This window comes from Kribbella monticola (genome assembly GCF_003261635.1).
GTDB lineage: Bacteria > Actinomycetota > Actinomycetes > Propionibacteriales > Kribbellaceae > Kribbella > Kribbella monticola.
This window is the reverse complement of record NZ_QFXK01000033.1, coordinates 244,393-269,423: the sequence shown is the minus strand read 5'-3', so window position 1 is coordinate 269,423 and position 25,031 is coordinate 244,393. Positions and strand designations below refer to the sequence as shown.

Sequence of the window (25,031 nt, the reverse complement as noted above, 5' to 3'; positions counted from 1 at the left end):
CCCGGCCGCATCAGCCGGGCAGCAGGTCCGTCGAGTGGTCAGTGCCCGGCGATCACCGGCGGCGGCAGGACCTCCTGCCGGTCACCCCACGCCCGCGGCCCCGGCCCGATCACCGGCGGCGGCCCTACCGGTTGACGAGGCCCGGCACCTAGAGCCTTCAGGCCGGATGCGATCCCGTTCGCAGCGAGGTACGGCACCGGGGCGAGGGCCCAACTCGCTCCCTTGAACCAGTTGAAGCCACCGGGCTCCATCGAGTCGTTGTAGGCAAATCCGGCCACCGCTATACCGCCTCCAGTGCCGATGACGGCTCCGAGGAAGGCGCCGACCACGGCGCCGGGAATACCACCCAGTGCTCCGACTCCAGCGCCGACTCCGGCGCCGGCGGCACCGCCGATGAATGCCCACTCCGTGCCGATCACAGCCATGAAGCCGATCTTTATCGGCAGATCCTCACTCGGAGTGTCGGGAGTGAAGTTGACCCCACCGCCTCCTCCACCGCCTCCGCCGCCGCCTTGGGTGTTGACCAGTTTGGCGGCGGCTGCCCAGTTGGTGGAGGCGTTTTGGAAGGTGGTGAGGGCGGCGACCTGGGCCCAGAGGCCGTTGGCGCCCTTGCTGGAGTCGGTCAGGGAGGCGGCGGACTTGGCGAGTTGGTCCAGGCCGGCTGCTTCGTCGGGACCGACATAGCGACGGATCTTCCGGGTGATCCGGATGACGTCGCGGACCAGCCGGTTGCGGATCTGGACGATCTTCTTGGTCACCTCCTGGAGGACCGTGACCTGCTTCCACAGCGTGTCTGCCATCTCGTGCATGCCGTAGTGCGCGGCCAGGAAGGCCGTCTTGTTCAGTACCTCCGCCCAGATGGTGAGCTTGATGATCTCCTTCTGGTAGAAGACGATCCGTTCGGTGATGGTCTTGAGGACGACCTTCGTCTCCTGAATCACGTCGATCACGGAGCGCTTGCCATCCGCGTCGCTGAAGTTCACCGGGTTGTTGTTGGCGTACGCGTAGCCGTTGAGTTGCTGTGGGTCGCTGAAGTCGATGACCGGGTCGACGGAGATGAACCGGCCTCGAGTGGGGTCGTATTCGCGGGCGCCCAGATGCACCAGGCCGGTGGCGTCGTCGTTGGTGCCGCCGACGAAGCCGCGGCTGCCTGGCCACGCGGTCGGCACGGCACCACGCGCTTCGCCGTACGGCGTACTGCGGCGGCGGTCGACTGCGAGGCTGTCCGCGTCGATGGACAGGGTGGCGGTGCCGTGCAGGTCACTCGCGATCCAGTGCAGGCTGTTGCCGGTGCGGATCGCGACGGTCGCGTCTCCGAAGCTGTAGTAGCGGGTGCCGGTGACTTGGGTAGTGCCCGCCTTGAGGAACAGTTCGGTCGAACCCAGGTAGAGGGTGGTGCCGGTCGGGTCGTGGCGGATCAGGCGCTCGCCGTCGGCGTCGTACACGTACGACGTCTTGCCCTTGCCGTTGACCTCGGCCAGATGCCCTTCGGCGTCGAAGGTGGTGGTGTCCGTGACGCCTGCCAGTGAACGCGTCTTCTGATCGCCACGTTCGTTGTAGGTGTACTTGTCGGTCTTGGTCACGCCTCCGGCCGTGGTGGTCACAGTGTCGAGGGCGTGCGGCTTGGCCGTTAGATACGTGTAGTTGCTGGTGGTCACACCACTGGTGGACGTGCGCTTCTCCGTCTTGCGGTTGCCGGTGACGTCGAAGGTCCAGCTGTGCCAGTACGGCGCAGGGCCGCCGAGCGCACCCGCTGTCGGTGTAGCCGCGCAGTCGCCGTCACCGGGTGTCCACGCGTCCGTCAGGCGACGGTAGGCGTCGTACTTGAAGCACTGGTTATCCGTGGCCTGTCCTGTCGACAGTGCCGGGGTATCGGCGATCTTCGTGATGTTGCCGGCCGGGTCATAGCTGTAAGCCGTCTGGTCGACCTGCTCGGTCGCGGTCTCCACTCCGGTCGAATGGACGCGCCGAGTGCCTTCCTCGTAGTCGAAGGTCTGCAGCACCCAGTTGTCGCCGCGGCCCATCGCGAGGCTCGCCGTCTCCTTGTACGGCGTGTAGGCCGCGCCGCGGACGTAGGTCTCACCACCGTCCACCCCGAGCGAGATCGGCAGGTTGGCGTCGTCGTACGTGGTCTTCAGCGTTTCCTCGGGCAGTCCGCCGACGCCAGGCAGCGTCGTGGTGTCGACCTGGCCGTCCGGTGTGTAGGTGTTGGTGACCGCATAGGTCTTGCCCAGCGCACCCTCGACGGCCGGTACGACCAGTTCGGTGCCCGTCGGCCGCCCGGCGTCGTCGTACCCGGTGTACTTCGTCGTGTAGGCGGCCCCGTTGACGTAGCGGGTCGAACTCGTCAGTGAGCCCGGCTTGATGGTGTCGTACTTCCATTCGGCCATCAGCTTGTCGTCGCTGATGTCGCCTTGGTACTCCGCCGTCTTCCGGCCGGCGTCGTCGTAGTCGAAAGACAGCTTGCTGCCGGTCGCGTCGGTCGTCGACGTCAACTGGTCGAGGTCGTTGTAGGTGTAGGTGGTCACGCCCTTGTCCGGGTCGGTGTCCTTGATCTTCCTGCCCCGCACGTCGTACTCGTACGACCAGACGTGGCCGGCCGGGTCGGTCACCTTCGCGAGTTGCCCGGCCGGTGAGTAGGCGTAGGTGGTCTTGTCGTAGCCACTGGTCGCCGGGTCCCCGGAGTACTGGCGCAGTTCGATCGGCCGGCCCTGGATGTCGGTGATCTTGGTGGTCGCCTGCTCGCCGGCCGGTGGGGTGATCGTCTCGGTGTCGGCCGTGGTCTCGTGCATGGTGTGCCACAGCTCCTTGCCGAAGGAGAAGAAGCGCTCGACCGTCGGCCGGCCCTGGTCGTCGTACTCCGTGGTCTTCTTGGCGGGCAGCTTCTTCTCGTCGACGGGCGTGACCACGTCGGGTCCTGGCGGGGCGTCGTTGTAGTACGGACCGACCTCGGCGGTCTCCAGACCACGTGCATCGAAGATGTGGTCGGTGATCATCCGGCCGCCGCCCGGTGCCGCGGTCTGGATCTGCCGCTTGCGCAGCAGGCCGTCACTGAGCTGGACGCTCAGGCTGGTGCCGCCGTCGGCATTGAGCGTCTTGGTGGTGACGACGCCGGGCTTGACCTGGTCGACCGCGTAGCTGTTCTCCACGTTCGGTACTGCGCGGTCCTGGCCGGGCAGGAACGTCTTCAGCACCCGGCCGAGTGGGTCCCGGACCGTGTCCGTCTGCCGTCCGGCTGGATCGACCACCGTCTTCTCGACGCCCCACGCAGGCTCGGTCGTGGTCGTCGAGGACTGGCCGTTCGGTTGGGTCACCACGGTCGCGGTGACCGGTCCGGTCGCCGGGGTGTAGTCGACCGTGGTCGTCTTGTCGTCGGCGTTCGTCGTGCTCTTCACCCGACCGGCCGGGTCGTACTGCGACTTGCTGACGGTCTGGTAAATCTCCTTGCCGGCGGCATCGAATCCGGACAGCCGCTGGGTCTCTCTGGCTTCGCCGAGCGCGACTCCGTCGTCGTACACCGTCTTCTGGTCCGACAGCACCTGCTCCTTGCTGAACGCCTTGTCGCAGCCGACGCTCACGGTCTGCTTGCGAGTAGGCAACTCGACGATGCCCAACGCAGCATTGCCGGTGTACTCGTAGCGCGTGCAGGTGTCGTCGGTCGTCACTGCCGCGTTGTGCGAGTCGCTGGTCCACTCCAGGACGCCGTCGGCGCTGTAGTGGTTCTCCGACGCGCTCTTACGGACTCCGCCGGCGACCTGCTGGTCCTGCCGGACGGCTTGCTCTTCGGTCTTGTACGCCTTGGTGGTCCCCCAACTGTTGAGGCGAGTAGCGGTGGGCGTCGGTGAGATCCACGGGTCCGTGATCGAGCGGTCGACGACTGTCGTCCCGTCGAGCGTCGACTGCTCCCGCACGGCGCCCGACAACGCGTTCGCATCGGTCACCGTGCCGCCGGCCGAGTCGGTGACCTGCACGCTCTTGGTGCTGCCGTCGGCCTTGAGATCGCCGTCCATGCCACGGAAGTAGGTGTTCTCGGTGACCTGGGGATCTGGGGAACCGGCGCCCTTGGTCACCTTGACCTTGCCGAACCCGCGCCACTGCGACCAGGTCTTCTGGCCGACCTCGACCAGGCCGTCCTCGTCGTCGTGCCGCCAGGCCGGCGCGCCCTCGTACTCCACGGTCGTCCGCACCGGCACCGCGTTGCTCGCCAGGTCGGACTCGGACACCTCCGTCACGAGGTACTTGTGGAACCAGTCCTGCCGCTCGGCCTGATCCTTCGGCGTCCACTTGATCGGATGGCACAGCATCGCGTTCGCGTCAGGGGCGGCCGGGACGTTGCCCGGCAGACTGCACTGCGGGTCGCTGTAGCCGACAGTCAACTGACCACCGGTGCCGTAGGTGATCGACTGCACGCGCGGCCACTTGAAGGCCGGTAGACCGTCGCCTACCGCGATCACCCGGTTCGGCTTCATGATCGCGGAGAACGTCATCTCCGGGGTGGCCAGCGCGCCGCCGACCAGTCCGGTGTTGGTGATGCCGTCCAGCCAGAGGATCGGGGATCGGCTGTTGTCTTGAGGGTCGAGGTAGTTCTGCCGGAAGGACCAGGTGTTGACCGGCTGGAAGCTGGTGCCGCGCCAGATCGAGGTGGTGACCTTGGCCAGCCGCTTCTTGGTCCAGAAGGTCGGATAGAAGTGGTTGTTGCAGTTGGAGGTGCTGGTGCACTCCTGGTCGAGCGGGGTGTCCGGGTAGTCGGCCGGCGTGCAGAGGCTTCCGGTGTAGCAGCGGTTGGCGGTCAGGAAGTCCACCTTCGCGACTGCCGGCGCAGTGAACTTCTGATCGGTCCGCTGGCCGTACTCGATCCGTGCGATGTTCCCCGCGCTGGTGTAGGTCGAGACCGAGGTCGCGGTGACGTTCCGCGCGTACTTGTTGGTCTCGACGTCGTAGTACAGCCTCATCGTGTTGCCGTGCGTGTCGACCGCGTAGTCGAGGTTCCAGCGGTACGCCTGGTCGCAGTACGACGTCGCGAAACTCGCGGTGTGGCAGGGCTCGTCGATGTGGGTGGCGTCCTTGGCGTTGTTGCCGAAGACGGGGACCGTCCACACGGAGTTGGTGGCCGGGTCGGAGGAGGCGCTGCCGGGCAGCCGGTTCTTGCCGAAGTAGAACTTGGTGCCCGACTTGTCGGTGATGACCCAGTACTCGCCCTTGCCACCGACTCCGGTGCCGTCGGGGCCGCCGTCGCCGTTGTCCGCGCCGTACAGGTGCTCGACCTTGGTGCCGTCGTCGTTGCGCGGGTGCCAGACACCGGTCGCGTCGTCCTTGACCAGTTCGCCGCCGGCACCGTTCAAGGTGAAGGTCGCGTTGTCCGTGGCCCAGCACAGGTCACCGGTGACCTTCGTGCCGTTGTTGCCCGACTGCTCCGACTTCGAGGCGCACGAGGCGTAGCGGCGTTCGATGGAGCCGCCGGGGGTGAGCTCGAACCCGGCGCCCGCCCAGGACGACTGGCTGTTCGCCGAGGTGGTCCGGCCGTCGACCGAACCGGACGAATAGCCCAGCGAGATGTCCGGCCTCGGGCCGCCGAGACTGGGCGGCACCTGCATCGGGTAGCTCCAGTTGAAGTCGCCCGACGACCCGCCGACCTGCCAGGTCGCGGTCGGGCTCAGCGAGGTCGCGGTCGAGTCACCGGCCGCACTGGAGGCCGCCGCTTGCAGCGCGTACGTCGCGGGAGCGCCGCCGGCCATCACGTCGGCGGACAGCTCGCCGTTCCCGGTGTTCCTGGTCGGCAGGGTCGTCGCCGCACAGGACGCACAGTCGGGCACCTTGACCAACTGCAGCCGGTTCGCCCAGTCGCCGCCGTACGTCTGGGCGAAGGACGAGTAGTCGACGGTCAAGGCGACCGGACCCGCCGTCACCTGCCCGTCGGTCCGGCTCAGCCGCAGTCGCAACTGCGAGCCGTTCCGCCCGAGCAGATCGACCTTCACCCGGGTGGGCGTGGCGGCCGCGGCGGCCTTCTCCGTCGCAGTACCGAAGTGCCGTGCCGCTGCGGTCGGCCCCACTTTCACCGGCAGGTCGCCGGCCTTCGCAGTACCGGCTGAGGTGGTGAATCCCAGTGGACGCGACAGGGCGACCTCGGCGGATCCTGGTTTCGGCCAGGTGATCGCGGTGGCCTTGGTGACGGTCCGGTCGCCGTCGTGGTCCGGCAGACCGGCCGACGGTTTCACGACGGTCACCGGGACGGACGCCTCCCGCTGCTTCTGCAGCGCTGGTGGCTTGCGATGGACGGCGGCCTCGGCGGGGACCTTCACGGCACCGGCGATCAAACCGATGCTGAGAACGCCGATCACGGCTCTGGTGATGGCTCGGGACATGCGTGCACCTCCGGTGACGGGTGCTTGTCAGTGCACCTGCCGGGCCCGGCGACCACAACGCATTCGATCTGGCTCGAAGATCCGGACATACCGGAGTGAGGCGCTTGACTTCAGGTGAACCTGAAGTTGCAGCGTGGGGGTATGGGTGACGCGAGCTTTCTGGATCGGATCGAGGGGCTGCCCGGCGCGGGGGCGTTGCGGGCGGCGTCGTACGAGTTGCTGGGCCCCTCGCCGGGGGCGACGGTGGTCGATGTCGGGTGCGGGGCGGGACACGCGGTCGCCGAGCTGGCGGCCGCGCACCTGAAGGCGATCGGCGTCGATCCGGATCCCGCCGCCATCGCCGTCGCCCGGTCGCGCACGGCCAGCGCGATGTTTCGCGTGGCACGCTCGGACGACCTGCCGCTGGAGGACGCCTCGGTCGACGGCTACCGCGCCGCCCGGCTGTTCCATCTGCTCGAAGATCCCCGGCCGAGCCTCGAGGAGGCGTGGCGTGTACTCCGGCCGGGTGGCCGGATCGTGCTGGCCGGCCAGGACTGCGGGTTCCTGCTCCTCGACGGCACCGACCAGGACCTGACCGACGTCGTCCTGCTCGGCCTCGAGTCCCGTACGCCGGCCCCGCGCGCGGCCAGGAGCTACCGGGACCTGCTTCTCGACCAGGGCTTCCGCGACCCCGAGGTTGCCGTGCACAACGAGATCGTCACCGACTACTCGCAGCTGGCGACACAACTGGAGTCGGCAGCGGCGGCCGCGGTCGCCAAGGCCCTGATCACCCAACAAGACGCCGACGACTGGCTCGCGGACCAAGCCGATCGAGGCCGCCGCGACCGCTTCCTCGCCGTACTGCCTGTCCTGCTGGTCGCGGCGACCCGCTGAGTCAGCTCGTCTTGACGCCGCCCTTCCAGCGGACGGTCGGTAGCAGGGCGTTCAGGTCGACGCGGTCCTTGTTCGCGGCAACGATGTCGAAGAGGGACTCGATCAGCGTCTCCGACAGCAGGTGCGGTTGGAGGCCGAGGCCGACCAGACCGGTGTGCTTCACGTTGTAGTAGTGCTCGGGCTGCTCGACCCGCGGGTTCTCCAGGTGCTCGACCTGCACCGGGCCCGGGAAGCATTCGCTGACCAGCTGGGCGATCTGGCCGACCGAGTAGCTCTCGGTCATCTGGTTGAAGACCCGGAACTCGCCCGCCTCGGCCGGATGCTCGACGGCGAGCCGGATGCACTCGACGGTGTCGCGGATGTCCAGCAGCCCGCGGGTCTGCCCACCGGTGCCGTAGACGGTGAGCGGCTCGCCGAGCACGGCCTGGATGACGAAGCGGTTGAGCACCGTGCCGAAGACGGCGTCGTAGTCCAGCCGGGTCGCGAGCCTGACGTCCTGTGCGGTCTGCGGCGTCTGCTGACCGTAGACGATGCCCTGGTTGAGATCGGTGACCCGCAGTCCCCAGATCCGGCAGCCGAACTCCAGGTTGTGCGAGTCGTGCACCTTGCTCAGGTGATAGAACGAGCCCGGCTTCTTCGGGTAGAGCATCCGGTCCTTGCGGCCGTTGTGCTCGACCTCCAGCCAGCCTTCCTCGATGTCGATGTTGGGTGTGCCGTACTCGCCCATCGTGCCCAGCTTCACCAGGTGGATCGACGGGTCGAGCTCGGCCACGGCGTACATCAGGTTCAGCGTGCCGATCACGTTGTTGTGCTGGGTGTAGACGGCGTGCTGCCGGTCGATCATCGAGTACGGCGCGGCCCGCTGCTCGGCGAAGTGCACGATCGCCTCGGGCTTGAACTCGGCCAGCACCCGGTAGACGAAGTCCGCGTCCAGCAGGTCGCCCGTGTACGCCGTGATGCGCTGCCCGGAGACCTCGTGCCAGGCGGCGATCCGGGTGTCCAGGTCCTCGATCGGAACCAGGCTCTGCACCCCGAGTTCCTCGTCGTAGCCGCGGCGGGCGAAGTTGTCGAGTACCGCGGTCTGGTGACCACAGTCCGACAGATGCAAAGCGGTCGGCCACCCTAGGTAACCGTCACCACCCAGGACGAGAACTCGCACGGCGTAACCCCTTTGCTCCGGAAAAAGTCGTGTCTTCCTTACCCTGTCTACCCACTTCTAGCCGCAATCAGCTGAGCGGCTGCTGGCAATCTGCTGTGAATCAGCGCACCTGTTGTTCCGGAGCGTGCACAATGGAGCCCGTGCGGGTTCTAGTTCGCTACTCAGCGTCATCGGTTGTTGCCACAGCGATCAGTCAGTTGGTGTTCTTCCTCTGCTACTGGATCGGTACTTCGGCGACGGCCGCGAGCGTGATCGCGTTTGCCGCCGGCGCGATCCCGAACTACCTGCTGAACCGGCGCTGGGCCTGGGGCCGCACGGGCCCGGCCCACCCGACCCGCGAACTGTTGCCGTACGTCCTGATCACGATCGGCTCGGCTTTCGTCATCGCGTTCCTGACCACGGTCGCCGACGACTGGATCCGGACGATGATCGACGCCCACTCGCTGCGTACCGTGCTCGCCGGCGGCGCCTACCTGGCCGCCAACGGGTTCACGTTCATCCTGAAGTTCGTGCTGTTCGACCGGTACGTGTTCGCCACGCCGGCCGCCGACGTCGAAGTACGAACTCCCGCCACCAGGTAGTCGTCATCACCCGCGCGTAGTTCGCGCCGTACACCAGGCCGGGACCCTTCTTGCTCGTCCCGTCGCCGCGGCGCCGCATCGTCATCGGCAGCTCCACCACGCGCGCTCCACTGGCCAGCACGCCGAGCAGCAACTCCGACGACTGGTACTGCGGCTCGCGCAGCGTCACCGAGCACGCCAGCTCAGCCCGCATCGCCCGGAACCCGAACGACGTGTCGGTCAGCTTCTGCCGGGTCAGCACCGACGCCAGTACTGCGAATACTCGTACGCCGAGCCAGCGCAACTTGCTGTCGGCATCTTCCTCACCCAACCGCCGCGACCCGGTGACGAAGTCGGCCTGGCCGTCCAGGATCGGCTGCAGCAGCACGTCCAGCTCACTGTTGTCGTACTGCCCGTCCGCATCAGTCGTCACCACGTACTGCGCTCCGCCCTGCGCAGCCAACTGGTATCCCAGCCGCAGCGCAGCACCTTGCCCACGGTTGGCAGGTGCCTCGCAGACGTAAGCACCGTGCGCAGCGGCAACCTCTGCGGTGTTGTCAGAGGCACCATCCACAACGACCAGTACGTCGAGCGGCAGTCCCCCGCCCTCCTTCGGCATGTTCTGCAACACCGCGCCGATCCCGCCGGCTTCGTTGTAGGCGGCAATCACCACGACCAGCGGCGCGAAGCTCGGTGCGCCGTGCACCTTGCGGAAGTTCTCCACAGCCTCGGAGTCGACCTTGTCGGGGTACGGCGCGAGCGCGGGCCTCGCCTGGTCGCGCCCGAGGATCGCGGTCAACCCGATCGCCCCGGCGAGCGGGAAGAACACGAGTCCCGGTAGCTGGTACCGCCAGGAGAACTCGAAGGCGGCCGATCCGAGCAGCAGCACGATCCCACAAGCAGCTGGTAGCAGCGCCGCAGCGCGAAGTCCGGACTGCCGAGCCTTGCCGATGCCGATTGCAGCAGCTAGGCCGATCAGCGCGAAGATGCCCAGTGCGAGACCGGAGGTGTAGCCACCGTTCAGCTGGTAGCCGCGCAGGATCTTCGCCGCCCAGCGATGTACGTGAGGATCAGAGCCGCCGTACTGCCGGGCCGCGTCCGCAGTCTTCTGGTCGCCTCCGTTCGGATACGTCAGCTGGAACTGCCACCGGTCGAGCGGTACGTCGTCCGGCGAGGTGGTCCGGGTCGGCGCGAAGCCCTTGAGGAAGTCCTTCAGCGCGGCCTTCGTGACGTCCAGCGGCTGGTGTTGGATCACCAGCCGGGCGAACTTCGTAGCGAGCTCCTGCTTGGTCGTCCCCGGCGGCAGCGGCTGCGACGGCCAGTTCGGATCGCCGTAGTGGTTGTGCGCGTACTTGTCGACGCCCAGTCGTTGCCCGAGCGGCTCGACCGGGCAGAACAACCGGGTGCCCGCGTCGAGCGGCAGCTTGGAGCAGTCGGCGACGACAGCGGTCCGGCCGTACAGCACCTGGTTCTCGGCGCCGGTGAAACCCCAGCGCCCGGTCTCCGAGTGGAAGTAGCCGACGTACGCAGCGACGACCAGGAGGAATCCAGCGACGGCGGCACCAGTACGCAGTACGAGCTGCTTCTTGTGGTGCCAGGCGGCTCCGACGAGGTAGAGCACGACGCCGAGGAGCAGGGTCATGCCGATAGCGCGTACGGCGAAGGCGGCGCCTAGCAGGAGGCCGACCAGGCCGGCGCGCTTCCAACCCGGCAGCCCGCCACCCAGGAGCAACCACAGCACGCCGACGAGCAGTACGTCGAAGGTGGTCTCGGCCATGATGTTCTGCTCGATCTGAACCTGGTAGGCATCGAGCAGGACCGGCGCGGCCGCCACTGCGGCCAGCCAGCGGTAGACCCCGAGTCGCCGGGCCAGTGCGTAGAGCGCGATGCCCAGGCCGAGCCCAACCAGGTGCTGCACGATCACCACGAAGGTCAGGCCGCCCAGGTCCACCAGCGGACGCAGTACGAGGTCGTAGCCGATGGGGTTGAGCTGATCGGGCTTCAGCTCCTTCATGTTCTCCAGGTAGTGCACCGAGTCCGCGTAGATGATCGCGGGCCGGTAGGCGATCGTCGCCAACACGCGGAGCAGCGTGCCCGCCACGAGGAAGATGGCGAGCAGCCAGTGCCTACGCAGTACTCCGCTCACTGGTCGCGGAAGTACTTCCAGGTGCGCGCCAAGCCGTCGGACAGCGACACACTCGGCCGGTAACCCAGCGACTCGGCACTGGCCGACACGTCGACCACGACGGCAGGCATCTCCCCAGCAGGCGCGTCCACGTGCTCAGCCGGGATCGCAGCACCGGTCACTGCTCGTACTGCGTCGACCAGCTCGAGCACGGATACGGAGTTGCCCGAGCCGATGATCGCCCGGCCGTTGTAGCCCGTCTCCAGCGCCAGCAGGATCCCTCCGACCACGTCGTCGATGTACACGAGGTCCCGGCGCTGCTGCCCGTCCCCGTACACCCGGACGCCGGTGTCGCTGAGCGCAGCCCGCATCAGGCGCGGCACGAAGCTGTCCTTGTGGGACATGCCCGGCCCGTAGACGTTGGTGAACCGCAGCGCCGCAGTACTGAGGCCGTAGCTGCCTGAGTACGCCGAAAGCAGCATCTCCCCGGCCGCCTTCGTCGCGCCGTACGGGGTGAGCGGGTGCAGCGGGAGGTCGGCGGTGATGGTCGACGTACCAACGTCACCGACGACCGCGTTGGTGGAGGCGAGCACGAAGGAGCCGACGCCGCTGCCGCGGGAGAGTTCCAGCAGCACCTGGGTGATCGTGACGTTCTCGGCGAAGGTTCGCATCGGGGCGTCGACGGACCGAAGTACGGAGGTCAGGGCGGCGAGGTGGACCACTGCGCGCGGCCGGGTCTCGAAGGCCGAGATGCAGACCTCCTGCTCGGCGAGATCGCCGGTGATCGCCTCCACGCCTGAGTCCCACGAAGGATCCGGCGGTTCCCGATCGACGGCCGTCACCGGGACGTCCCGCTCCCGCAGCGCGGCCACCACCGCGCGTCCGATGAAGCCGGCGGCTCCCGTGACCAGCACCCTGTCGTCCATGCCGGTCAACCTACCGCCGGACCCCCAAACCGGCAGGCGCCGGCCGCGGCCGGTCGCGGTGCCGGAACCGGGCGGCGCGCGGCCAGTTCCGAACGGTGCGCGACGAACTCTTGACCGCGGGTGATCATGATGGGCAGGATCACCCCGGACGCGGACTGACAACCTTGTCATCGGGGCCGCGTACCACCGGCGATCGGCGCTGCCGGCCGCCGCTCTTCCCGTCCAAGGAGCGTAGATGAATCTCCGCCGCCCTCTGGGGCTCGTCACGTCTCTCGGCCTTGTGGTGACAATGACTGCCATGACGTCAGCGAGCGCCGCCGTACCCATCGGGGCCCAGGCCACCGGCCAGCCGACCGTGACCGGGTCCTCCTTCTTCACCTCCTTCGAGCCGGGCCAGCCGCAGCCCGGCTACACCGATGCGGTCGAGACCGGTCCGGACGGGAAGCCCCGGACCGGCGGTGTCGAAGGCCCCACGCCGACCGGGATCGGCGGCAGCGAGATGGACAAGGTCGTCAAGGTCGAGGCGAACGGCGAGAACACCGGAGGCGGTGAGATCGCGACGAACGCCGCCGACGGCGACAAGTTCACCAAGTGGTTGGTGTTCGAGCCGACCGGGTGGCTGACGTACCAGACCTCGGTCCCGGTGACGATCAAGAAGTACGCGCTGACTTCGGCGAACGACGCCGACGGCCGCGACCCGAAGAACTGGACCGTGTCCGGCTCGAACGACGGCACCACCTGGACCACGCTGGACACGAGGACGAACGAGGACTTCGCGTCGCGGTTCCAGACCAAGGAGTACACGTTCGACAACGCCACGCCGTACACGTTCTACAAGCTCGACATCACCCAGAACCACGGCGAGAACATCGTCCAGCTCGCCGACTGGTACCTGTCGAACGGAGACCCGCTGCCGCCACCCGGGCCGACCGCCGAGTCGCGGCTCGACTCCGGTCCGACCAGCGCCTACAACGCCCGGGCCCGCACCGGCTTCACCGGCGTGAAGTCCTTCCGGTACGCCGGACACCAGACGGCCGAGGGCCGCGGCTTCACCTGGAACAAGATCGCCGACGTGGATCTCAAGGTCGGCAAGGACACCCGGCTGGGCTACAAGATCTTCCCCGAGCACGTCGAGGGCGACCTGAGCTATCCGAGCACCTACGCGGCAGTGGACCTGGCGTTCACCGACGGCACCTACCTGAGCGATCTGGGCGCCAAGGACCACCACGGCTTCGCGCTCAGCCCGCGTGGTCAGGGCGAGGCGAAGGGCCTGTCCACCAACCAGTGGAACAACATCGAGGCCGACCTCGGAAAGGTCGCCGCGGGTAAGACGATCGCGCGCATCCTGATCGGGTACGACAAGCCGTCCGGGCCGGCCGACTTCCGCGGCTGGATCGACGACATTCGGATCGCCAAGGCGATCGATCCCGATGCGGCGGCGCAGAAGACGGCGAAGAAGCACCCGTCCGATCTGGCGATCACCACTCGCGGGACGAACTCGACCGGCGGCTTCTCCCGGGGCAACAACTTCCCGGCGACCGCCGTACCGCACGGCTTCAACTTCTGGACCCCGGTCACCAACGCCGGCTCGATCTCCTGGCTGTACGACTACGCCAAGGGCAACAACGACCAGAACAAGCCGGAGATCCAGGCCTTCTCGATCAGCCACGAGCCGAGCCCATGGATGGGTGACCGGCAGACCTTCCAGGTGATGCCGTCGACGGCAGACACTCCGACCGCGGACCGTGAGGCGCGGGCCTGGGCGTTCAGCCACGACAACGAGATCGCCCGGCCGTACTACTACGGCGTCACCTTCGACAACGGTAACGCGGTCGAGCTGGCCCCGACGGACCACGCGGCGATGCTGCGGTTCTCGTTCCCGGCCGGCAAGGCGTCGCTGGTGTTCGACAACGCCAACAACAACGGCGGGCTGACGCTCGACGCGGCGACCGGCGTGGTCAGCGGCTTCAGCGACATCAAGTCAGGGCTGTCCACCGGCGCCGGCCGGTTGTTCGTGTACGGCGTGGTCGACCAGAAGGTGGTTGCCTCCGGCAAGCTTGCGAACGGCGGCGGCGCAAACGTCGGCGGCTACTTCTCCTTCGATCCCTCGGTCAAGCAGGTTCAGCTGCGGATGGCTACCTCGCTGATCGGCACCGCGCAGGCGAAGAAGAACCTCGAACTCGAGCTCGCGGCCGACAGCAAGTTCGACAAGGTGAAGAAGGCGGCCCAGGACGCCTGGGACGCCAAGCTCAGCACGATCGAGGTCGAGGGTGCCACCGCCGACCAGCTGCACACGCTCTACTCGAACCTCTACCGGCTGTTCCTCTACCCGAACAACGGCTCCGAGAACACCGGTACGGCGAAGAAGCCGGTCATCACCTACGCCTCGCCGACCTCGCCGAAGATCGGCGCGGACACCCCGACCGAGACCGGCTCCAAGATCGTGTCCGGCCAGACCTATGTGAACAACGGGTTCTGGGACACCTACCGGACCGTCTGGCCGGCGTACTCGCTGTTCTCGCAGGACGACGCGGCGGCCCTGGTGAACGGCTTCGTCCAGCAGTACAAGGACGGCGGCTGGATCTCGCGCTGGTCCTCGCCGGGGTACGCCAACCTGATGGTCGGCACCAGCTCCGACGTGGCCTTCGCAGACGCCTACCTCAAGGGCATCAAGGGGATCGACATCCAGGCGGCGTACGACGCTGCGCTCAAGAACGCCGCTGCCCGGCCGCCGACGGACAACGTCGGCCGCAAGGGTCTGGACCGGTCGGTGTTCAACGGCTACACGGCCAACACCACCGGTGAGGGCTTCAGCTGGTCGATGGACGGCTACATCAACGACTTCGGCATCGCCAACCTGTCGAAGGCCCTGTACGACAAGGCGAAGAAGAGCGACCCGCGCAAGCAGGAGTACCTCGACAACTACCACTACTACCTGAACCGGGCGCGCAACTACGTGACGCTCTTCGACCCGGCGCTCAACTTCTTCCAGGGCAAGGACCCGCAGGGCGTCTGGGGCAACTCGCCGACCACGTTCGACCCGCAGGACTGGGGTCACGACTACACCGAGACCAACGCGTGGAACATGGCGTTCTCCGCCCCGCAGGACGGCGCCGGTATCGCCGCCCTGTACGGCGGTCGCGATGGCCTGGCGAAGAAGCTGGACGAGTTCTTCAGTACGCCGGAGGACGCGCTGCACACCGGCGGCTACGGCGGCACCATCCACGAGATGCTCGAGGCGCGTGACGTCCGGATGGGCCAGTACGGGCACTCGAACCAGCCGTCGCACCACATCGCCTACATGTACGACTTCGCCGGTCAGCCGTCGAAGACGCAGGAGAAGGTGCGCGAGATCCTCAACCGGCTCTACCTCGGATCGGAGATCGGTCAGGGCTACCCCGGCGACGAGGACAACGGCGAGATGTCCTCGTGGTACCTGTTCAGCATGCTCGGGTTCTACCCGCTGCAGGTCGGCTCACCGACGTACGCGATCGGGGCGCCGCTGTTCACCAAGGCGACGATCCGGCTGGCCGACGGCAAGAAACTGGTGGTCAGCGCGCCGAAGAACAGCGCGAAGAACCTGTACGTCAAGGGCATCAAGGTCAACGGCAAGAAGTGGACCTCGACCGCGCTGCCGCACTCGCTGATCGCGGACGGCGGCAAGATCGAGTTCGACATGACCGACCAGCCGTCGAGCTGGGGCAGCGGCCGGAACGACGCTCCTCCCTCGATCACCAAGCCGGGCGAGGATCCGAAGACGTGGCGCGACTCGACCGAGGACGAGGGCGCGGTCACCGCGGGCGGTGGCGCCGACGTCTCGGCCCTGACCGACAACGACTCGAAGACCCAGGTCACGCTGACCGGGGCGACTCCGACCGTGACGGTCAACCTGCAGACGGGCCGGCCGGTGACGATGTACACCCTGACCAGCGGGAACACCGGTGCGGCACCGTCGGGCTGGGTGCTGGAGGGGTCGAACGACGGGACCAGTTGGACCCCGGTGGACAAGCGGAGCGGCGAGACGTGGGCATGGCCGGCGTACACGAGGTCGTTCAGTGTCGCCTCGCCGAAGGCGTTCACGCAGTACCGGCTGGTGCTGACTCCGGCCGCCGGGGCTGACGGGGTGACGTTGTCCGAGCTCGAACTGCTCGGCACGTTGAAGGGCGTCGAGGCGGGTACGCATCCGAGTGACCAGCGGGTGGCCGAGGCCAAGCCGAGCCCGACGCCGTCGCAGTCGATCGACCGCAACTACGGCTGACAAAAGATACGTCCGGCGGAGCCTGCCCCTGAGAGGTTCCGCCGGACGTCTGTCCCGTTTCAGAAAGAAATGGAGGGGTGGCGACCCCGCCCGGCCTGCCACCCCTTCACACCGTACTGACGACCGGGCCGGCGGATAGGTTGCCTCGGTGCAGATCTGTCCACATATTGGACGCCGCCAGGCCTCGTGAGCGGCCTCCGGGCGGGTGATGATGGCTCGGTGAGTGAACGAGTCGACGACCTGCCGCCCCGCGAACTGGCCGAGTTGCGCCTGGCGGCCGAGCGGCACCTGCGGGACGAGAACGATCAGCCGCTGCTGGACCTGGTCGGCGAATTGCGTGCCGATGAGCAGTGGTGGGCTCATCTGTGGGCGCCCGGGGCTGCGATCGCCGCGCGCCGGCTCGGGTCACCGCAGGCGTCGGCGCTGCTGGAGGAGGCGGTCACGCTCGGCTTCAGCCAGCCCGAGATGTTCGAAGGCGAGCTGGAGAAGTACTTCGGTCAGGACACCGGCTGGCCGCTGTTGCAGCGGCGGATGCAGGCGAACGTTCCGCTGCCGACGCTCGAACTGACCGAGTGGCCGGACGCCGGCCCGGTGGGTGCGCTGGATCTCTACGCGATCGCCCCGGACCGCGAGAGTGCGCTGCTCGACCGGCTACCGGATGCCGCGGACTCGGCCTGGGACACCGCGACCGCGCTGCTGGAATGGGTCCACGACCAGTGGCCGCACGCGAACGACCATGTCGAGGATCCGGACGCGCTGAACGTGCTCGAGCGGGTCGACGGCGGCGCCCGGTTCGCCTGCGTCGAGTACTCGATCGTGCTGAGTCAGGCGCTGAACGCCGTACGGATCCCGGCCAGGCGAGTCGATCTGCGGCAGGCCAACCATCACGTCGGGGTCGGCCGTGGCCATGTCGTCAGCGAGGCGTGGATCGACGACCTGGATCGCTGGGTGCTGCTCGACGGCCAGAACGGGTCGTACTGGGTCGACGATGGCGGCCGGCCACTCGGCGTACGGGACCTGCAGCGGCTCACCGAGCCGCCTGCGTTCGTGGGAGCGCGCGGGGTGGAGTCGCTGAGCGCCGAGCAGGCTGCGGCGTGGTTCAGCTACTTCGCGTCGGTGACGACGACGGGCTACACGTGGTCGGAGGGTCCGTTCGCACCGATCTTCCAGGGCATGCGCAGCATCCGTACGCCGCGGCTCGTACACGACGGCGACCTCGCCTATCCGCGGCTCTCCGCAGTCACGACCGGCCTCGGCGGCACTGTCACCGCACCCACAGTGCGGTTCAGCCATGCCCACCCGTACGGCACCGCGATCCGAGTCAACGGCAAGGCCGTCGACGAGCACCCACTCGACCTGACCCCCGGCAGCCACGAACTCACGGTCACCATCACCACGCCGTACGGCGAAACCGCCCCGCAGCACCTTCGCTATCTCAGCCGGTCCAGCGACCGGTGAAGAAGGCTGCGGCCCAGACCGCGGCCAGCGGAATCGCTATCGCCAGGTAGAGGCGGCCGAGCCACGGGCGTTTCTCGACCAGGACGGCGAGGCCGATCCACAGCGGCCACCACAGCAGCGTGGCGCGGGTCAGCGAGTAAACCCAGAACGACGTGGTGAACGCGCCGATCGTCGCAGCGACCCAGGCCGCCTCGCCCCAGGACCGCCGCCACAACAACCAGGCCAGCAGGACCAGTCCGACGAACAACGCGACCAGCTCGGCGCGGAACATCCAGGTCCAGTCGCTGCGATCGGCCGGGAAGTGGCCCTTGGTCGCCGCCTCGACGGTGTGCACCAGCGAGGTCCACGGCCAGGTGAACTCACGCGCCCAGCCCTTCTCCTGCGCGTGCTGCCAGGCGAACCAGGACCCGTGGATCTTCTTCAGGTACGCCATGAACGCGACCACCGGAACCACCGGCAGTACCAGCCACGGCAGTGAGGACCAGTCGCGCTTCTTGGAGGTGAGGAACTCGACACCGAGCGCGAAGATCAGGAAGATCCCGGAGACCCGCACGGTCGACGCGAGGGCGACGAAGATCGCCGCCCGCGCCCAGCGACCCTGGCGCGCGGCCAGCCAGCCGGGAAAGGCGAAGGCGCAGAACAGCGCCTCGGTGTAGGGCGCGGCGAGAAAGATCCCGACCGGCGCGGTGAACCAGATCAGTGCCGCTTTCGGCCCGAGATTGGCCAGCTGCGGGTACTCGTACTGCGCCAGGCGGGCCAGGTAGACCCCGGCGACGGCGCTGGCGATGGCCGAGACGAGGATGCCGCCACCGACGTACCCGATCCCCAGCCAGCTCGCGACCCGCATGAGCGCGGGGAAGCCGGGGAAGAACGCGGCCAGCGGTGCGCCGGACGGTTCGCCGTGGTTGTAGCCGAACTCCGCGACCGCCTTGAAGTGCCAGACATCCCACTGCAGGAAGGCGTGCCAGACGTTCGGGTAGTCGGTGCCCCGGTTGAACAGCAGCGGCGCCGAGATCGAGAGGACGAAGATCCCGATCCGGGTGACCAGCCACCAGCCGAGGGTCTCGCGAGCGCTCAGGTCCAGCAGCCGCACGAGTCCGACGGCCTCGCGAGCCCTCCTGGCCCGGCGAGGCCGTTCCTCTGCCACCCGCTCAAACACCGGCCACTACTGGTTGCCGTCTCCGTTGCCGGGAGTCGGCGGACCACCCGTGGGGATGGTCGGCCACTTCGGGGTGTGCGTCTTGGTCGGCTTGTTCGTCGGCGTGTTGGTCGGTGTGTTCGTGGGCGTGTTCGTCGGCGTGTTGGTCGGTGTGTTCGTGGGCGTGTTCGACGGAGTGTTGGTCGGCGTGTTCGACGGCGTGTACGTCGGTGTCGGCGAGTCCTTGAGCGCGTCCTCCGACGGCTCGGGGAACTCCGCCTTGTCCGTGTCGCCCAGCGCCGGCTCCATGTAGGCCAGCCAGGTCCGCAGCGGCCAGTTGCCACCGAAGAAGGCGGCGTCGTCGCTGTACGGGTCGAGGTCGCTCTCACCGGTCTTGCCGGCGCGGTACAGCACCGAGGTCGCCAGTCCCTTGGAATCGGTCGGCGAGTTGTAGCCCGCGGTGTAACCGGTCCACCAGGAGGTCAACGTGTCCGAGCCGTCCTTACAGCCGTCGCACTTCGCGTTGGCGGCGCGGTGCTCGACAGCGACGCCACCCGCCGTACCGGTCTTGCCGGCGACGGGACGGTCCAGTTCCTTGGCCAGCTTGCCAGTGCCCTTCGGGCCTTCGACCACATCCTGGAGGACGTAGTTGACCTGGTCGGCGAGCTCCTTGCTGATCACCTGCTTGTGGGGCAACTGGGCGTCGGTCCAGTCCTTGGCGTTGCCCGGGTAGTCCACCTTCTTGATGGTGTGCACCGGCACGTACATACCCTCGGCTGCGAAGGTCGCGTAGGCGTTCGCCATCTCGACCGGGCTGGCATACGGATCAGGGCCCAGCACGGTCGACGGGTTGTTCCGCCCCCGCTCCAGGGCGGTCGTCTTCGGGATGCCCACCTTCTCGGCCATGCTGACCAGCTTGTTCGGCCCGTCATCCAGCTGCTTGTCGATCAGGTCGTAGAAGGCCGTGTTGATCGACTGCTCGGTGGCCTGTTTCAGCGTGACGTCGCCGTAGTCGTCGTTGAACTCGTTCTTGAGCTTCAGCCCCTGGACCTCGATCGGGCTGTCACCCTGGAAGGTGGAGTAGATGCTGAAGTCGCCGCTGTCCAGCGCCGCCGCGACCGCGAACGGTTTGAACGACGAGCCTGGCCGGGCCCGCAATGTTGCCCAGTTCAACTGGCTGGCCAGGTAGTCGCTGCCGCCGTACATCGCGACCAGCTCGCCGGTGCCGGGTCGCACCGAGGCCATCCCGATGTGCAGATCGCCCTTTTTCTTGGGCCGTTCGGCGATCGCGGCGTTCATCTTCTTCTGCAGCTCGACGTCGAAGGTGGTGGTGATCCGCAGCCCGCCACCGCTGATCTCGTCGTCGGGGACGCCGAGCCTCGACAGCTCCTTGCGGGCCATGTCGAGCAGGAAGCCCTGGACACCCTTGAAGCGGTTCGCCTTCTTCTTCTTGTGGATCGCCGGGACGGCCTTGCTCCACTTCGCGTAGTCGGCTTCGGTGATCGTGCCGGTCTGCTTCATGCCGTCCAGCACATAGCGATAGCGGTCGAGGACCCGCTGTTTCACCACCGGGTCGGTCGAATCGGTGTCGAACCGGGTGGGGTTGTTCAGTACGGTCGCCAGCAGCGCCGCCTCGCCGATACTCAGCTGTGCCGGGTTCGCCTTGCTGAAGTAGGCGTCGCCCGCCGCCGCGACGCCGTACGCGCCCTCGCCGAAGTAGATCGTGTTCAGGTACCCCTCGAGGATCTCCTTCTTGTCCTTCTGCCGGCTCAGCTTGGTGGCGATGAAGAGCTCGGAGAACTTCCGCGAGAAGGTGCGCTCCTGGGTGAGGTACATGATCTTCACGTACTGCTGGGTGATCGTCGAGCCACCCTGCAACTGCTGGCCCCGAGCGATGTTGAACGCTGCCCGGGCCATCCCCGACGGTGAGACGCCCGGGTTGGTCCAGAAGGTCCGGTCCTCGGCCGCGATCACGGCGTCCTGGACGGTCTTCGGGATCTGGCTGAGCGGCACCGAGCGGCGGTTCTGGTCGAAGAAGCTGCCGATCGGCGTCCTGTTGTCGGAGAAGTACACCGTCGTGGTGTTGGTCGCGAACGCCTTGTTCGGGTCCGGGATGTCGGTGGTCTGGTAGCCGATGAAGAACACCGCCGTCACCGCGATCACGCCGAGGAAGAACAGTGCCGCCAGCCAGCCGAGAACGCGCAGCGCCCAGTGCCGCTTCCCTCGCCGTCGGACCGGGGCGGCTTTCCTACGACCTTCACTCACAGTGCAATCCTCGACGATCTCGCTGAAGTCATTGCCACCCAGAGTACGGGCGATGTGGTAGCGCTCCCTATTCCGCCAGGCATCGTAGCGTTCCCGGCGACCACTCCGCGTCATCCCTTCGGAGGAGCGGAAAGTGGTCTGCTGCTCTTCCGGCCGGCTCTTCCCACGGCACCAGAAATCGGTTTCCCTGGTGCCGCTCCGCCCGTGCCGCACCGAGGAGGACCTCAGATGCGATCTCTCGTACGCCGGTTGCCCGCCGCCGGGTTGGCCCTGATCTCGACCCTGGCCCTGCTGAGCGCGCCGGCCGCGGGCGCCCGCAGTACGGGCGAGGGCTATTCGAACCCCGTGACAGCAGGGTTTTCGGCCGATTTCCCCGATCCTTCGATGATCAAGGGCCGGGACGGCTGGTGGTACGCGTACTCGACCGGCGGCCCGTACGCGAAGGACGGTTCCGACGGCGACTCGTACAAGATCGCCCGCTCGCGGGACCTGACCCACTGGGAGAAGGTGGGGCCGGTTTTCGACGGCACCAACCGGCCGACGTGGGCAGATCCGTCCAGCGGCTTCTGGGCGCCCGACATCCGCTACCTCGGCGGCCGCTATGTGCTGTACTTCACGGTCCACAACACGACCACGACGCCGGACAACTGGGACTACGCGATCGGTGCCGCGACCGCCCCGACGCCGGCCGGGCCGTGGACGGACTCGGGCGCACCGGTGGTTGCCCCTCGTCCCGCTGCCGACGGTGGCTTCCAGTGGACGATCGACCCGGCCGAGTTCACCGACACCGACGGCACGCGCTACTTGTACTGGGGTAGCTACAACGGCGGCATTCACGCTGTCCGGCTCACCCCTGACGGGCTCAAGACGGTCGGTCCCGTGACCGACGTCGCGAGAGACCGCTTCGAGGGTCCGTACGTCGTGAAGCAAGGCGGCTACTACTACTTGTTCGGCTCCTCCTCGAACTGCTGCGCGGGTCCCGCTACCGGCTACGCGGTCTTCGCCGGGCGCTCCAAGAGTCCACTCGGGCCGTTCGTCGACCGCCAGGGCGCGAGCCTGCTGGCGTCCCGGACAGGCGGTACGCCGGTGGTCGCGTCGAACGGCAACAAGTGGGTCGGGACGGGCCACTCGTCGATCGTCACCGACCTCGCCGGACAGCAATGGTTCGCGTACCACGCGGTCGACCGGACCGATCCGTTCGTCACCGGCTCCAACGGCTGGCTGCTGCGCCCGATGCTGCTCGACCGCCTCGACTGGATCGACGGCTGGCCGACGGTCAACGCAGGCACTGGTCCTAGCGAGACCAGTCGCACCGCACCGGTCACCGCGCCGCTCGTCGGCCCGCTGCCCGCCGACGTACGGGTCGAGGCCGACCTCCGGGGTAGTGGTGGCGTGTATGCCCGGCGTGGTGCCGACGGCTCGTTGGTCAGGGCAGTAGTGAATGCGCGGCGGCTCGTGGTGGAGACGGTTCGTCACGGCCGAGTGATAGGGCGTCGGGAGGCTGCGCTGGCGTACGACGCGGGCAATGTGGCTTTGGAGGTGCGGGGCAACCAGGTGACCGTCGAGGCGAGCGAGGACCGGCTCGGTGATCCGCTGGCCGTGGTTAGTCTCGGGCTGCCTGCTGGGATGAGCCGTGGGTCGGCCGGTGCTCTCGGCGCCGTGGACAACTTCTCTGCTGCGGCGCTCTATCAGCCGGTGCGTCGCGCAGCGCCCACGCCGTACGTGGGGAAGGTCGACTCTCGCTACAGCGATGACTTCAGCGATGGATGGGGCAGTGGGTGGACCTGGCGCAACGTCAGCCCGGACGCCGTGGTCGCCGGTGGCGCTCTGACGTGGCCGACTGAGACCAATGACCTCTCCAGTGACGCCACTGCGGCCAAGGCTTCCCTGCTGCTGCGTGACCAGCCTGAGGGCAGGTTCGTGGTGGAGACGAAGCTGAGCCTGGACGTCGGCAGTGACACGGTCCGCAACTACCAGCAGGCTGGGCTGCTCGTGTATGTGGACGACCAGGACTGGATGCGCCTCGATCATGTTGCCGGTGGCACCGGACGGTTCGTGGAGTTCGCCAAGCGGATGCGGTTCACTCCTCCGGCGGCGCCACCGATCGTCAGCTTCGGCGGCGCGATGATCGGCCCGCCTGCCGCGACCACCTGGCTCCGGCTGGCGCACGACCTGGTCCCTGGCACCGGGGAACACCGCTACCGCGCCGCGTCGAGCACCGACGGCAAACACTGGGTCTGGGGTGCCGCGTGGACCCTGCCGGCCGGTACGACGCCACGGATCGGCCTGGTCTCCCAGGGCTCGACAGCACAGGCCGAAGCGGCGTACGGCAAGGCGAGTGCCACCTTCGACTACTTCCGTGTCACCCGGTGACGTGCGGCGCCAGTAGGGTCACGGCGATCAGGGCAGCGGGGAAGCACGCCAGGAACATGGTGAACGTGTAACCCATGATGTCGCGGGCCTTGAGCCCGAGGATGGCCAGCGTCGGCAGCATCCAGAACGGTTGCAGCAGGTTGGCGCTGGCCTCACCGAGGTCGTAGACCACCACCATCCAGCCCGCGTCGACCTTGAGTTCGTTGGCCGCCTGCAACACGTACGGCGCCTCGATCACCCACTTGCTGCCGCCGCTGGGCACGAATACGCCGAGGATGCACGAGTAGATCGCCACCAGCGGCGGGAAGAGAAACTGGTTGCTTGCCTGCACCAACCATCCGGCCAGCCGTGCGGACACCCCCGTATAGGCGATCATGCCGAAGATCCCGCCGTACAAGGGGAATTGCAGCAGTACGCCGGCCGCTGCGGGAGCGCCGTCACGGACTGCCCGGGCCATCCGCCATGGGCGCCAGTGCAACAGCATCGCGAGCAGGAACAGGATCAGGTTCACCGTGTTCAGGTCGAGGGCGTTGAAGAAGCTCTTGCCGTCGAAGTACCGGACCAGGTAGACCGCGCCGAGCGCGACCACCAGCAGGCTGAACAGCGGCGAGTGCTCCAGCCAGTCGCCCGGCCTCCTCTCCTCGCCGCCTTGTTTCCCGTTGTACGGCGAACCGCGGCCGATCAGCGGCTTGAGTTCGATGCCGATCTCCTCGGCCGTCCTCGCGTTGCCCTCACCGGGCGCGATGAACCACGCCATCGCCACGCCCACGGCGTACACGATCAGGGTCGCGACGATCGCCTGCCAGGTGAAAATCGTGTCGCTGAGCGGGATCAGGCCGCTGGCATGTCCGCTCGCCTTGATGACTTCCTGGACCGGAGCCGGGCTGCTGCTCGCACTCGCGACCTGGAGCGCGGCCGAGCCTGAGAGCCCCTGGGCCCAGACGGTCCCCAGGCCGAGGAACGCCATTGCGCCGAGAGCGCGGTAGTCCGCCTTCGGCACGTTGCGGGCGACCTCTCGCGCCAGGATCGCCGCGAAGATCAGGCTGAACGCCCAGTTCAGGTACGACGCCAGCATCGCGACGCCGGCCACGAACGCCACGGCCGTCCGGGGCGACTTGGGGATCCGGGCCAGCCGGGTGATCAGCCGGGCAACCGGGCCGCTGGTCGCCACGGCGTACCCGCCGATGATGATCATCGCCATCTGGAGCGTGAAGGTGATCAGGCTCCAGAAGCCCAGTCCCCAGCCGTCGATCAGGCCGTAGCCCTTCGTCGCGGCCGGATCGTCGGGGCGTTTCAGCAGCGGTTCGCCGGTGACGAGGCCGAACAGCAGGACGACGAACGTGCCGACCAGGACGAACCCGAAGGCGTCCGGCAGCCATTTCTCGGTGAACGAGGTGAAGCGCAACGCCGTACGGGCCAGCGGGCCCTCATCGGCGACGCCGTGCTTCGCGTGCTTCCCATGGCTGTCGGCCATGACCCTCCGCTCTTGGACCACGACTCTGTGTGTCAGTCGAATTAACGCAGATCGGAGCCT

At 67.5% G+C, this 25,031-nt stretch carries 12 protein-coding genes; 5 read left to right on the top strand and 7 right to left on the bottom strand.

What is annotated here, in order from left to right:
* Positions 1 to 38 precede the first annotated feature (38 nt).
* Positions 39 to 6,362 carry an RHS repeat domain-containing protein gene (locus DIZ26_RS23860; protein ID WP_112245148.1) on the bottom strand — a complete coding sequence of 2,108 codons (6,324 nt, stop codon included), beginning with the start codon at positions 6,360 to 6,362 and terminating at the stop codon, positions 39 to 41.
* A gap of 141 nt (positions 6,363 to 6,503) precedes the next feature.
* On the opposite strand from DIZ26_RS23860, the gene DIZ26_RS23855 reads away from it, so the two are divergent.
* Positions 6,504 to 7,235 (top strand): methyltransferase domain-containing protein, encoded by a 732-nt coding sequence (locus DIZ26_RS23855; protein ID WP_112245146.1) that lies wholly within the window; start codon positions 6,504 to 6,506, stop codon positions 7,233 to 7,235.
* A gap of 1 nt (position 7,236) precedes the next feature.
* Here DIZ26_RS23855 and DIZ26_RS23850 read toward each other — a convergent pair whose 3' ends face one another.
* Positions 7,237 to 8,394 (bottom strand): NAD-dependent epimerase/dehydratase family protein, encoded by a 1,158-nt coding sequence (locus DIZ26_RS23850; RefSeq protein WP_112245144.1) that lies wholly within the window; start codon positions 8,392 to 8,394, stop codon positions 7,237 to 7,239.
* Positions 8,395 to 8,534: 140 nt separating this feature from the next.
* Between DIZ26_RS23850 and DIZ26_RS23845 the strand changes: the two genes are divergently transcribed.
* Positions 8,535 to 8,975, top strand: a complete 441-nt coding sequence (locus DIZ26_RS23845; RefSeq protein WP_157979798.1) for a GtrA family protein — start codon at positions 8,535 to 8,537, stop codon at positions 8,973 to 8,975.
* Here the strand turns inward: DIZ26_RS23845 and DIZ26_RS23840 are convergent.
* Positions 8,890 to 11,100, bottom strand: a complete 2,211-nt coding sequence (locus tag DIZ26_RS23840) for a glycosyltransferase family 2 protein (protein WP_112245141.1) — start codon at positions 11,098 to 11,100, stop codon at positions 8,890 to 8,892. The genes DIZ26_RS23845 and DIZ26_RS23840 overlap by 86 nt on opposite strands.
* On the bottom strand, positions 11,097 to 12,005 hold the full coding sequence (locus DIZ26_RS23835; RefSeq protein WP_232828552.1) for an NAD-dependent epimerase/dehydratase family protein: 909 nt from the start codon (positions 12,003 to 12,005) through the stop codon (positions 11,097 to 11,099). Before DIZ26_RS23835 ends, DIZ26_RS23840 begins: the two co-directional genes overlap by 4 nt.
* A 298-nt stretch (positions 12,006 to 12,303) precedes the next feature.
* Between DIZ26_RS23835 and DIZ26_RS23830 the strand changes: the two genes are divergently transcribed.
* Together DIZ26_RS23830 and DIZ26_RS23825 are read left to right on the top strand one after the other, a co-directional pair.
* On the top strand, positions 12,304 to 16,263 hold the full coding sequence (locus DIZ26_RS23830; protein ID WP_232828551.1) for a GH92 family glycosyl hydrolase: 3,960 nt from the start codon (positions 12,304 to 12,306) through the stop codon (positions 16,261 to 16,263).
* A gap of 219 nt (positions 16,264 to 16,482) precedes the next feature.
* Positions 16,483 to 17,721 carry a transglutaminase-like domain-containing protein gene (locus DIZ26_RS23825; RefSeq protein WP_112245137.1) on the top strand — a complete coding sequence of 413 codons (1,239 nt, stop codon included), beginning with the start codon at positions 16,483 to 16,485 and terminating at the stop codon, positions 17,719 to 17,721.
* On the opposite strand, the gene DIZ26_RS23820 is transcribed toward DIZ26_RS23825, so the two are convergent.
* Together DIZ26_RS23820 and DIZ26_RS23815 are read right to left on the bottom strand one after the other, a co-directional pair.
* Positions 17,699 to 18,868 carry a mannosyltransferase family protein gene (locus tag DIZ26_RS23820; RefSeq protein WP_232828550.1) on the bottom strand — a complete coding sequence of 390 codons (1,170 nt, stop codon included), beginning with the start codon at positions 18,866 to 18,868 and terminating at the stop codon, positions 17,699 to 17,701. The two genes, DIZ26_RS23825 and DIZ26_RS23820, sit on opposite strands and share 23 nt — an antisense overlap.
* Positions 18,869 to 18,886: 18 nt before the next feature.
* Entirely contained in the window at positions 18,887 to 21,124 is a 2,238-nt protein-coding gene (locus tag DIZ26_RS23815) for a transglycosylase domain-containing protein (RefSeq protein ID WP_112245133.1), read from the bottom strand.
* A gap of 228 nt (positions 21,125 to 21,352) precedes the next feature.
* Here DIZ26_RS23815 and DIZ26_RS23810 point away from each other — a divergent pair, with 228 nt between their 5' ends.
* Complete coding sequence (locus DIZ26_RS23810) at positions 21,353 to 23,497, top strand: family 43 glycosylhydrolase (protein ID WP_112245131.1); 2,145 nt, start codon at positions 21,353 to 21,355, stop codon at positions 23,495 to 23,497.
* Here DIZ26_RS23810 and DIZ26_RS23805 read toward each other — a convergent pair.
* Positions 23,487 to 24,971, bottom strand: a complete 1,485-nt coding sequence (locus DIZ26_RS23805; protein ID WP_112245129.1) for a short-chain fatty acid transporter — start codon at positions 24,969 to 24,971, stop codon at positions 23,487 to 23,489. The genes DIZ26_RS23810 and DIZ26_RS23805 overlap by 11 nt on opposite strands.
* Between the last annotated feature and the right edge of the window lie 60 nt (positions 24,972 to 25,031).